General features: G+C 47.5%; 11 protein-coding genes. 7 read left to right on the plus strand and 4 right to left on the minus strand.

Annotated elements, in window-relative coordinates:
* The 5 genes from OS145_RS05340 to ychF form a co-directional block, all read left to right on the plus strand.
* On the plus strand, window positions 1–497 hold a 497-nt coding region (locus OS145_RS05340; protein WP_006955200.1), incomplete at its 5' end, for a 4-(cytidine 5'-diphospho)-2-C-methyl-D-erythritol kinase.
* A 12-nt stretch (window positions 498–509) separates the two neighbouring features.
* On the plus strand, window positions 510–1,457 hold the full coding sequence (locus OS145_RS05345; protein ID WP_040487723.1) for a ribose-phosphate pyrophosphokinase: 948 nt from the start codon (window positions 510–512) through the stop codon (window positions 1,455–1,457).
* A 155-nt stretch (window positions 1,458–1,612) separates the two neighbouring features.
* Window positions 1,613–2,275, plus strand: a complete 663-nt coding sequence (locus OS145_RS05350) for a 50S ribosomal protein L25/general stress protein Ctc (protein WP_006955202.1) — start codon at window positions 1,613–1,615, stop codon at window positions 2,273–2,275.
* Window positions 2,276–2,293: 18 nt separating this feature from the next.
* Window positions 2,294–2,884, plus strand: a complete 591-nt coding sequence (pth, locus tag OS145_RS05355; protein WP_006955203.1) for an aminoacyl-tRNA hydrolase — start codon at window positions 2,294–2,296, stop codon at window positions 2,882–2,884.
* 11 nt (window positions 2,885–2,895) lie between these two features.
* Window positions 2,896–3,987 carry a redox-regulated ATPase YchF gene (gene ychF / locus OS145_RS05360; RefSeq protein ID WP_006955204.1) on the plus strand — a complete coding sequence of 364 codons (1,092 nt, stop codon included), beginning with the start codon at window positions 2,896–2,898 and terminating at the stop codon, window positions 3,985–3,987.
* A gap of 66 nt (window positions 3,988–4,053) precedes the next feature.
* Here ychF and OS145_RS05365 read toward each other — a convergent pair whose 3' ends face one another.
* From OS145_RS05365 to OS145_RS05380, 4 genes are read right to left on the minus strand one after another with little or no spacing between them, the layout of a single operon-like run.
* Window positions 4,054–4,476, minus strand: a complete 423-nt coding sequence (locus OS145_RS05365) for a group I truncated hemoglobin (RefSeq protein ID WP_006955205.1) — start codon at window positions 4,474–4,476, stop codon at window positions 4,054–4,056.
* A gap of 9 nt (window positions 4,477–4,485) precedes the next feature.
* On the minus strand, window positions 4,486–5,343 hold the full coding sequence (locus tag OS145_RS05370; RefSeq protein ID WP_006955206.1) for a DUF3034 family protein: 858 nt from the start codon (window positions 5,341–5,343) through the stop codon (window positions 4,486–4,488).
* Complete coding sequence (locus OS145_RS05375) at window positions 5,336–7,615, minus strand: bifunctional diguanylate cyclase/phosphodiesterase (protein ID WP_006955207.1); 2,280 nt, start codon at window positions 7,613–7,615, stop codon at window positions 5,336–5,338. The genes OS145_RS05370 and OS145_RS05375 overlap by 8 nt, the downstream gene beginning before the upstream one ends.
* Window positions 7,615–8,286: a methylamine utilization protein gene (locus OS145_RS05380; RefSeq protein ID WP_006955208.1), complete on the minus strand. Its 672-nt coding sequence runs from the start codon at window positions 8,284–8,286 to the stop codon at window positions 7,615–7,617. Before OS145_RS05380 ends, OS145_RS05375 begins: the two co-directional genes overlap by 1 nt.
* A gap of 152 nt (window positions 8,287–8,438) precedes the next feature.
* Here OS145_RS05380 and OS145_RS05385 point away from each other — a divergent pair, with 152 nt between their 5' ends.
* Window positions 8,439–9,812: a class II fumarate hydratase gene (locus OS145_RS05385; RefSeq protein WP_006955209.1), complete on the plus strand. Its 1,374-nt coding sequence runs from the start codon at window positions 8,439–8,441 to the stop codon at window positions 9,810–9,812.
* Between the two features lie 11 nt (window positions 9,813–9,823).
* Window positions 9,824–10,486, plus strand: a complete 663-nt coding sequence (locus OS145_RS05390; RefSeq protein ID WP_006955210.1) for an SDR family oxidoreductase — start codon at window positions 9,824–9,826, stop codon at window positions 10,484–10,486.
* Window positions 10,487–10,653 lie beyond the last annotated feature (167 nt).

Here is a 10,653-nt window from a genome sequence, read left to right on the forward strand (position 1 = left end):
ATCTCTGGGGTCAACCTTTTACTAAACAGCAATTGCTTACCATCGGTGCCGAACTTGGCGCTGACGTGCCAATTTTCATTCATGGGCACAGCGCTTTCGCCACAGGTATTGGTGATCAATTCACCGACGTTGAACCCGACCAAAGCTATTATTTAGTGGTCAAACCTCAAGTCAATATTTCAACCGCAGCGTTGTTCGCTGATGCGGGCTTAAAACGCGACTGCAAGCCTTTATCTCCCTCGCAATGGGACTGGCAAAACACCAACAATGTATTTGAATCCGTGGTGCTTAAGCAGTATCCCGCAGTTGCCAAGCTACACGCGCAGTTGCTAAACTATGGACCGACTCGGCTTACTGGCACAGGTGCTTGCTTATTTACTCGCTTTGCGAATCAGCAACAAGCTATTGCTGCACAAGCGCAACTTTCACTACCCGAAAGTTATGTTGTGCGGGGCCAGAACCGTTCATCGCTTATCCGGACATTAACCCAAATTTAGTCGAGGTTTGTTGTGCCTGACATGAAACTCTTCGCTGGTAACGCCACGCCAGAACTCGCGCAGAAAATCGCTGACCGCCTATATATTAAACTCGGAGACGCCTCTGTAGGTCGTTTTAGTGACGGTGAGATCAGTGTCGCCATCAATGAAAACGTCCGCGGTGCGGACGTTTTTTTATTGCAGTCAACTTGTGCGCCCACCAATGACAACCTGATGGAGCTTATCGTCATGGTTGATGCGCTGCGTCGCGCTTCTGCCGGTCGTATTACTGCTGTTATGCCCTATTTCGGCTATGCGCGCCAAGATCGCCGAGTGCGCTCAGCGCGAGTACCGATCACGGCAAAAGTTGTCGCCGACTTCTTATCGAGCGTCGGTGTTGATCGCGTGCTAACGGTTGATTTGCACGCTGAGCAAATCCAAGGCTTTTTCGACGTACCTGTCGATAATGTGTTTGGCACGCCCGTACTGCTCGAACATATGCGTAACCAGAAGTTCGATAACCCGGTCGTCGTATCACCCGACATTGGTGGCGTTGTGCGTGCCCGTGCATTCGCCAAATTAATGGACGATACCGATCTTGCGATTATCGACAAACGCCGCCCATCAGCGAACGTTTCGCAGGTCATGCATATTATTGGTGACATTAAAGATCGTGACTGCATCATCGTCGACGATATGATCGATACCGGTGGCACCTTATGTAAGGCTGCTGAGGCGCTTAAACAACACGGTGCGAAACGTGTGTTTGCGTATGCTACTCACCCTGTATTCTCTGGTAATGCTGTCAGCAATATCAAAGAGTCAGCCATTGATGAGCTCGTAGTCACTGACAGTATCCCACTGAGCGAAGAAATGAAAGCAACCGGCAAAGTACATCAACTCACGTTATCTGGCATGCTCTCAGAAGCATTGCGACGCGTTAGCAATGAAGAGTCGATTTCAGCCATGTTTGATTACTAGGTTGGCTTGGCTATAACGCTTGTTTTAACTTGGTAACAGTGGTACTATTCCGCGCCCTTGGAAACCGGCTTTTGAGTCGGTTTCCAAGTTTTGGGTCAAGACTTGGTCGCGAGTTTTGACATTTTTTACTTATAAACAGATGAGAGCCCAATCACATGGCTAAATTAGATTTTAATATCAAAGCTACCGTTCGTACGGACAAAGGGAAAGGTGCGAGCCGCCGCCTGCGTCATGCGGACAAAGTACCTGCTATTCTTTACGGTGGTAAAGATGAGCCAATCGCACTTGAATTAGACCACAACAAAGTGAATAACATGGCTGACTACGAAGCCTTTTATTCGCACATCTTGACGCTTGAGATTGATGGTAAAAAACACCAAGCAATCTTGAAAGACATGCAACGTCACCCGTACAAGCCTAAGTTAACTCACTTAGACTTCCAACGTGTTGAAAAAGGTCACAAGTTGCACACTCACGTGCCACTGCACTTCTTAAACGAAGAAACAGCTAAAGGCGTTAAAGATGAGGGCGGTGTTGTTGTTCACCACGTGAACGACGTAGAAATCATGGTCTTACCAAAAGACTTACCAGAGTACTTGGAAGTTGACATCGCTAACTTGTCAGTAGGCGACACTATTCACCTAACGGACCTTAACTTACCAGAAGGCGTTGAGTTGGTTGAGTTAACCAAAGGTGAAGATCACGACCAAGCTGTTGTTTCAATCACTGCGCCTCGCGTAGAGAAAGAAGAGTCTGAAGACGAAGCACCAGCAGCTGACGAAGTCCCTGCAGCGAACGAAAAAGACGCTGACGAGTAATAGCGTTAGGTAACCCTAATGGGAACAGACGTTAAATTGCTTGTGGGCCTGGGAAATCCAGGCCCCGAATACGAAAAAACCCGCCATAATGCGGGTTTTTGGTTAGTTGAGGCCTATTGCCGTCGTCACGGCGTAACCCTCACTGCCGATACAAAAACGAAAGCATTGATTGGTCGACATCAAACCGCCACTCGTGATCTCCGCATTGTATTACCACAGACCTTTATGAATAAAAGCGGCTATTCAATTGCAGCGATGGCGCGCTTTTATAAAATTGCTCCCGAACAGATCCTCGTCGCTTACGATGAACTTGATCTTGATCCCGGTGTAGCAAAATTCAAACGAGGGGGTGGCGCAGGCGGTCATAACGGTATTAAAGATACTATCGCCCAGTTGGGCACTCAGGACTTTATGCGTTTGAGAGTCGGTATTGGTCACCCCGGACACCGTTCACAAGTGACCGGGTTCGTATTGGGTAAGCCATCCGCGCCCGAACGCGCGCTCCTCGACGAGTGTATCGATGAAGCCAGTCGTGCTATTGATATTTTAATCGATGAAGGTTGGGGCCCTGCGTTACAGCAGTTGCACAGCTTTCGTGCCAGTAAATAGAGGTTTATCTCATGGGATTTCGCTGTGGTATTGTTGGTTTACCAAACGTCGGAAAATCCACGTTATTTAATGCTTTGACCAAAGCCGGTATCGAAGCGGCTAACTTTCCTTTCTGTACCATCGAACCTAATACCGGTGTTGTTGCGGTTCCCGACCCACGCCTCGATGTGCTCGAAAGTATTGTGAACCCACAAAAAGTGATTCCCACTACGATGGAATTTGTGGATATCGCGGGCTTAGTTAAGGGGGCATCAAAAGGCGAAGGTCTTGGCAACCAATTCTTGGCCAACATCCGCGAAACCGATGCGATTGGTCATGTGGTTCGTTGCTTTGAAGACGATAACATTGTACACGTCAGCGGTGGTATTAACCCTGCGGATGATATCGATACCATCAATACTGAATTAGCACTAGCAGATTTGGATTCAGTCGATAAGTCGCTTCACCGCTTGGGCAAAAAAGCAAAAGGCGGCGATGCGCAAGCGAAAGCAGAAATTGCTGTATTAGAGAAGCTCAAGCCAGCGTTAGATGAAGGCGAGATGGCGCGTTCTGTTCACTTAACAGACGACGAAAAGGCGGTAATTCGTTCATACAACCTATTAACGCTGAAGCCAACGATGTATATCGCTAACGTTAACGAGGATGGCTTCGAGAATAACCCTCACCTAGAAACTGTGCGTCAAATCGCAGCAAAAGAAAACGCTGTCGTCGTGCCCGTATGTGCGGCTATCGAATCAGAAATTGCTGAACTTGACGACGACGATAAAGCAGCCTTCTTAGAAGAGCTTGGCCAAGCAGAACCCGGACTCAATCGTGTGATTCGCGGTGGTTACCAGTTGCTTAATTTGCAAACCTATTTCACAGCGGGCGTTAAAGAAGTCCGCGCGTGGACGGTAAAAATTGGTGCCAGTGCGCCGCAAGCTGCAGGGCGCATTCATACTGACTTTGAAAAGGGCTTTATCCGCGCCGAAGTAGTCGGCTACGATGATTATGTTGAGTATAACGGTGAGCAAGGTGCGAAAGATGCCGGTAAATGGCGTCTTGAAGGTAAAGAATATATCGTTAAAGATGGTGATGTCATTCACTTCCGCTTCAACGTATAAACCTTTCTACGACAAAAAAACCGGCAATCATTGCCGGTTTTTTTTTATGCTTAACTTGATGTCTAACTATTCCACAATATCTTGGTGCATCGGTGCCAGTAATGCGAGCAACTCATTTTGCGCAGCAACGGGGACATTCTCCTGTTCCATTGCGGCAATTAAATGCTCCACTAGCGCATTAAAATCAGCGTTATTAATCCCTAAGTTGTTATGTGAAACGGCCATACTGTCGCCCGTATATTCGCACGGACCGCCGCTGACATTACACACTTGTTCGCTGATCAGCTTATGCAGACGTAGAATATCAACGTCAGCAAAATAATGCGCAATACGCTCATCATCAGCTACTCCAAGTAGCATTTCTTCGACGATCGTTTCGATGCCGCTTCGTTCGCCTAACTGTTGATATAGCTCTGACGATTGTGCCTGTACCGCCCCAGACATCATACTACCTAGCAACACTAGTGCTGCACTCACCCAAATTTTCATGTGAACTCCTTAAAAGCTTGCCTGAACCGAAAGGTACCAACCGGTTTGTGACTCTAATCCAGCGATAGACCCCAAATCTGCGTATGCACCAACCACGGACACATGCTTCGAGGGAAAATAAGCAACGAAAATATCTTTCCAATCGTCCTCTTTGGCAAAGCTCAGTAAATCCGGTTTTTGACGGTACTCAACACCTACCGCCCAGTAGCGATCGAGAAAAACGGCAACAGAAGCTTCTCCCACCCACTCGCGACTATCCTCCTTATCACCACCAAAGCCAAGTAACCCGAGTTGATTCGCTTCTGTATTACGTAACGTAACATTAGCCACCCACGTACGCGAAAACGGTCCCGCAAGCCAGGCTTTGGCGGCACTCACATAGTAATCCATTGAAGAGTCGTCAGTTGCACCCACCGCCTGAGGTAAGGCGAAGGTCTGATTGCTTTTGTGTTGGATGCCGGCACTGACCTGCGGCATCACCCCATAGACCAAATCACCGCTGAGTCGCGCTTTAACCCCCCAAATAGATTGTTCGAGTTCGCCACCAATCGTTTCTAAGTCGAACTGCTGGCGTGCATAGGAAACTTCAACTCGGTTATTCCAGTTAAAGCTAGCGCCTTGCACACTTAAACTAAAATCATCAACTTGTACTTCCGTCATCTGTACAGTCGCGCCCCACTCACCTTCATCGGCGTAACTGCTGAGGGTTGCCCATGGCACAATTCCACCGCCGCCACTCCCCTCGATAGTGCTTGCGCCGCCGGTCGCCAATAGACGCGATCCCGGTGCTTCAAATTGTTGCGCCAGCACAGGCTGAACAGCACTCAGCAAGAGTACGGATAAGCCATAAAAAATGCGTTTAGGCATGCTCTTTTTCCTTCAATAGTCGTAAATGTAATTCTTCAAATGAAATCGGCTTACTAAAATAATAGCCCTGCAGCACATCACAATGATTCGCTAACAGCCAATGCCAGCTGGCTTCGTCCTCAACTCCTTCGGCGACAACACGTAAGTTCAACTCATGCGCGAGTTGAATGGTCGAACGCACAATGGACTGATCGTCGGGTTGGGTCATTAAATACTGAATAAAGGCTCTGTCAATTTTTAACTCATTGATCGGTAAGCGACGTATCTGCGATAGCGACGAATACCCCGTACCATAGTCATCGATAGAAATCTCGTAGCCGAGCTCACTTAGCATTTTTAAGCAAGCAATCGACTTTTCAGGCTCATTCATCAACGCACTTTCCGTGACTTCCAATATCAAATAGCGTTGCATATTGCGTTGACTGAGCGCCACTAAATCATTGGCGAGCTTATCGTTGATCAAATCAACCGCTGAGATATTAATACTTAACTTAATATCATCCTCGAACGTTCGTAATTGATTCACCCATTGTTCGGCCTGCTCCACGACCCAGTGGGTTATTTCGGTGATCATGCCCGACTGCTCAGCCAGTGGAATAAATTCATCAGGCCCAACCCAACCCAGTTGCTCATCATGCCAGCGGATCAGCATTTCTGCGGCCACTGTACGGCCATCCGTAGCTCGGACTTTCGGTTGCGCAACAAGCGTGAAGCTACCTCGCGCAATCGCTTTTGGGAGTTGCTCAACAATCGCGAGTCGACGTAAATGCGCCTCATCAAATCCTTCTTGATAAAATGCATTAAACTGATTGTGCTCTTTAGCATGCTTTACCGAAACCTGAGCACGACGGATGAGGCTATCCAACTCAGTCGCATGATTGGGGAATTGTACTGCCCCACAGTTGAATTTAAGTTCAAACTGACTCCCCCCAACCACAAAAGGTACGTTAAGGCGAACGCTCAAATCTTCTAACCGACGAGCTATTCTTGATTCAGTCTCGCCCTCCGTGACCAGCGCAAATTCATCACCGCCGAAGCGAGCCAAGATATCATTCGATTGACATCCAGAAAGCAAGCGCCCTGCTAATTGTTTCAAGACGTCATCACCCATTCGCTGACCCACGCTATCATTTAAACGACGAAAATTGCGTATGTTGATAAGCAGCAACCACCCCGACGAGGCTGAGTCACCGAGCTTTTCATTCAATAGTCGTTGCAACTCCCGTCGATTAGGAAGTTCTGTTAACTGATCATGAGTGGCTTGGAACCTCACTTTACGCTCACGTAATGCGATAGCAGAACGCATCGACTCAAAGGTATCGGCCAATTGACCGAACTCATCTTTACGTGATTGTAAGTTAGTGGGTGAATAATCACCTGACTTTAGTTTACTTGCAGCCTGAGATAATAGCGCAACCGGCGTAGAAATGGTTTTTGCAACGAAGAGCGCGACAATTAAGGTGATAACAAGCGCTATGGCTCCAATCAGTAAAATCTGAACGAGCAACTCATCAAACTGCCGCATGGCTTCAGCGCGTGACGTTGTCAGAGAAACATGCACCACATCGCCTCCGACCGTCGTTAATGTGGTCTCTTGCAGCGCCAGCCCACTTTGTTGAAGCCAACCATCGTAACCCTGTTGCTCAGAGGATAATGCCTGTGCAAACCCCTCGCGCAATGAAGCGGGTAAACTCGAGGCCAGTAACAGGCTGGGTTGTTCAAGCCATAATGTAATATCTGCGTTGGCTAACTCTTTCAGTTGCTCGGTTAATGTGTTGTTGACCTCGAAACCCAGCGTCGCCCAAGCAATTAAGTTGGGGGCTGTAACGGGCACAGTGACCACCTGATAAAGCTGCCCTTCAGATACAAGTAGCGCCTTGCCACCCTGCTCACCACTAATCAACTGCTTTAAATCTAAATTATGGGTCGAAGCAATCTCTTGGCCATCTGGATTCTGCAACGCGATGAGATCGGTGCCAATACGGTCACCATGATTAACAAGCGCGGAAACAATGGTATCGCGGTCTTCAGTCGCAACCGCACGTTTGAAGCCAAAGTCGTCGGTAAGGACTTCAGCGGCGCGCCGCAGTTGCTCAGCTCGACTATCCATCAACTCGCGGAATAATCGTTCACTGACGGTTAATTCACGCTGCAAGGTACGTTCAACTTGATTAGAAGTTGTGAGCAGTACGGCCAATACCGCACCACTCAATGCAATAGCAATGAGGATACCAAAAATGACCGCGAGTCGGACTTTAAACTGTTTAAACATCAAGCTCCTAAGCGATTAAAGCGTTTTTCTAATCGCGACTTTTCTTCTTTCTTTGGCGCTGGTGGTGCCACATCCAGCTTTATATCGCTATTCTTGATTGGCATTTTTAGTTCGATGAGTTCGCCCGCATTGAGGTCATCCCCCATCCATGGATGCCAAACGCGGAGTGTTATCGCTTGCGATTGTTTACTGACCGCGTCATTGAACTCAATACTGACCTTTCCCGACGCATCGGACACGAATCCCTGCAACGCATTGTTAATCACAACGTAGCCGATCATATCGTCATGAATGTTACAGCCGAGCGTCACCACCCCCGGCTTGTCAAAAGTCACCTTGGGACGCTCTTGGTCTGAATAAAGTTTTAACTCAAAAGGCTTCGCTTTTGAGAAAGAGTACACATGATGACGTATATTATCACTATTTGGAAAGACCACCGTACTGCCCTCCTGAATCGAAGAGACTTTGGGTACAAACTGCTTATCAACTTGGTCAATAATAACGTTGTCTTGCGCGCCGTGGGGGCTTGCTAGCACCGACTTATTAATCAGAATAACTGCGTTATTAACGGGATTACCGTTTTTATCGAGAACCCGAATAGTTTGCGTATCCGCCCATGAGGTCGCAGAGAACACAATCATGATCAGGCTCAAAGCTAGCTGTTTAATCATGGTTCGCCTTATCATATAGCTGTTAGAGATAATGAAGCGCAAGCGCTCATGTTGCTAGCTTAATACAAGCGACGCTCGTTTAGAACTGATCTTTAGGAGTATAAGACCGTATTTCAAATTAACCCAATTCTTTGGCTTAGGAGGAACAGGTTATGAGCCGCGAGACAAGGACTGAATCAGATAGTATGGGGCAAGTTGAAGTCTTGAAGAGTGCACTTTATGGCGCCCAGACACAACGCGCTATTAATAACTTTCCCATCAGTGGACTTACACTGCCATCCGAACTCATCAAAGCCATCGCGCGCATAAAATGGTCAGCCGCGGCTGCGAATCAACAATGTGCAGACCTCGATAAAGACAAAGTAGTCGCCATTCAAGCAGCCGCTCAACAAATTATTGATGGCCAGCACGTCGACCAGTTCCCGATTGATGTTTTTCAAACAGGTTCAGGAACGAGTTCGAATATGAACGTCAATGAAGTCATTGCCCATATTGCCCAGCAGCAAGGGATTGATGTTCATCCAAATGATGATGTCAATCGCAGCCAATCAAGTAATGATACGATTCCAACGGCGATTCAAATCGCTAGTGTCGTGGCCGTCGAACAGCGATTACAGCCAGCACTCAAGCACCTGATTGACACCATCAGAAAAAAAGCAGTTGAATTACGTGATGTGGTAAAGACCGGTCGTACCCACTTAATGGATGCGATGCCATTAACTATGGCTCAGGAATTGAACGCATGGGCCGGACAGCTCGAGTTGACGGCTCAGCAGTTACCGCAACTGTGTGAGCACTCGCAAGTACTGCCGCAAGGCGGAACAGCGATTGGTACCGGTATTAACGCGCCCGAACAGTTCGCCGACTTGTTTGCGCAATCGCTCAGCAAGCAAACGGGCATTGCTTTTAAAGCATCACGTAACCCGTTTACTGGCATAGCAGGACAAGAGCTCAATGTGCAATTGCATGGGCAATTAAATACGCTTGCAACCACGCTATTAAAAATAAGCAATGACTTACGTTGGATGAACAGCGGCCCACTCGCCGGCTTAGGTGAAATACAACTGACCCCATTGCAACCGGGTAGTAGCATTATGCCCGGGAAAGTGAATCCGGTGATCCCCGAAGCGGTTGCGATGGTTGCAGCACAGGTTAATGGAAACCATACCACCATCACAACGGCCGCCCAACAAGGTAACTTTCAGCTTAACGTCATGCTACCTGTGATCGGCTATAATTTGATGCAGTCACTTGAGTTGCTCACGCAAAGCTGCCAAGTCTTAGCGGATAAAGCCATTATGGATTTTGAGGTGAATCACGATAATTTAGAGAAGGCCTTAGCTAAAAACCCTATTTTAGTAACTGCATTGAATCCAGTTATTGGATATAGCAAAGCCGCTGATATCGCTAAGCGCGCTTACAAAGAGAAGCGTCCTATTATCGATGTCGCTGAAGAGATGACCGATATGGACCGTAATCAACTCGAGCGCCTGCTCGACCCCAAAGATCTCACACAATCTGATTAAAGGACGTTAATATGTCGAATGTCGTCATTACCGGTGCCAACCGTGGCATCGGTTTTGAGTTAGCCAAACGGTACTCAGAGGCGGGCTATTCAGTCACTGCCGTGTGCCGTAACAACTCAAAACAACTTACCGAGCTTGATGTAGATATCATAGAAGGTATTGATGTTACGAAAACCGCTGACCTTTTACGTATGAAAGAAGGCTTAGGCAACACTCGTATCGATATACTTATCAATAACGCGGGTTTACTTAACCATGATGAGCTCGGTGACTTAGACGCGCGTATGTTACGTGCTCAATATGAAGTAAATGCGATAGCACCGCTACGGGTTACGGAAACTCTACTGGATAACCTCGAAAGCGAAAGCAAGGTCGCTTTAATTACCAGTCGAATGGGTTCCATAGCCGACAATGGTTCAGGTAGCCGCTATGGTTATCGGATGTCAAAAGCCGCACTCAATGCCGCCGGTAAATCTCTGGCATTGGATTTAAAGGATAAAGAAATAGCGGTCGTCTTACTGCACCCCGGTTACGTGCAAACGGATATGGTCGGTGGACGCGGTGATATTTCTCCAGCTACAGCGGCTGAACGACTCATGCAACGTATTGATGAGCTTACGATAGAAACCTCAGGCCGGTTCTTTCACAGTAATGGGGATGAACTACCCTGGTAAAGAGATGTTTTTGTGGCTTTTTCGTCTAGTTTTCACTCGAATCAGTGTTTTTTTAACCAATCGAACTCAATTAAGTGATTTTTTCTTAAAAAGAGGTTGACGGTAAGCCAAGCGATTTGCATAATACGCGCCGCACTCACAGAGAGGCGCAACACAAAGATTAGGCT

It is taken from the genome of Idiomarina baltica OS145, assembly GCF_000152885.1.
GTDB classification, from domain to species: domain Bacteria; phylum Pseudomonadota; class Gammaproteobacteria; order Enterobacterales; family Alteromonadaceae; genus Idiomarina; species Idiomarina baltica.

Excerpts from the sequence above, each read along its gene's own strand:
- OS145_RS05350 (WP_006955202.1), top strand. The coding sequence starts at position 1,613 with ATGGCTAAATTAGATTTTAATATCAAAGCTACCGTTCGTACGGACAAA.
- pth (WP_006955203.1), top strand. The coding sequence starts at position 2,294 with ATGGGAACAGACGTTAAATTGCTTGTGGGCCTGGGAAATCCAGGCCCC.
- ychF (WP_006955204.1), top strand. The coding sequence starts at position 2,896 with ATGGGATTTCGCTGTGGTATTGTTGGTTTACCAAACGTCGGAAAATCC.
- OS145_RS05365 (WP_006955205.1), bottom strand. The coding sequence starts at position 4,476 with ATGAAAATTTGGGTGAGTGCAGCACTAGTGTTGCTAGGTAGTATGATG.
- OS145_RS05370 (WP_006955206.1), bottom strand. The coding sequence starts at position 5,343 with ATGCCTAAACGCATTTTTTATGGCTTATCCGTACTCTTGCTGAGTGCT.
- OS145_RS05375 (WP_006955207.1), bottom strand. The coding sequence starts at position 7,615 with ATGTTTAAACAGTTTAAAGTCCGACTCGCGGTCATTTTTGGTATCCTC.
- OS145_RS05380 (WP_006955208.1), bottom strand. The coding sequence starts at position 8,286 with ATGATTAAACAGCTAGCTTTGAGCCTGATCATGATTGTGTTCTCTGCG.
- OS145_RS05385 (WP_006955209.1), top strand. The coding sequence starts at position 8,439 with ATGAGCCGCGAGACAAGGACTGAATCAGATAGTATGGGGCAAGTTGAA.
- OS145_RS05390 (WP_006955210.1), top strand. The coding sequence starts at position 9,824 with ATGTCGAATGTCGTCATTACCGGTGCCAACCGTGGCATCGGTTTTGAG.